1 protein-coding gene is annotated in these 232 nt (G+C 60.3%); it reads left to right on the plus strand.

Annotated features, from left to right (window positions below; translation table 11 throughout):
- The coding region (locus SB756_RS35905; protein WP_410914013.1) for a condensin complex protein MksE at positions 1-232 on the plus strand (232 nt) is incomplete at both ends.

A 232-nucleotide genomic window follows, 5' to 3' on the forward strand; every position in this document is an offset into this window, starting at 1 on the left:
GGCCGACCAGGGCCGCGACCCGATCGCCGTGCTGGACGGTGGCAGCCTGGGCCGCGATGAGCTGCCGTCATTGCTGGAAAAGTACCGCGACCTGTTTATCCAGGCCGAAGTACAGACCCAGGAAGAACTCGAAGAAAAAATCATGCGCCGCATGACCCAACTGGGTTTTGCCAGCGAAGACAACGGCGTATACCGCTTCCTGCCGCCGATGCACCGTTTCCTTGATGTGTGC

This window comes from Pseudomonas sp. SIMBA_068, from assembly GCF_046534705.1.
Classification (GTDB): Bacteria; Pseudomonadota; Gammaproteobacteria; order Pseudomonadales; family Pseudomonadaceae; genus Aquipseudomonas; species Aquipseudomonas putida.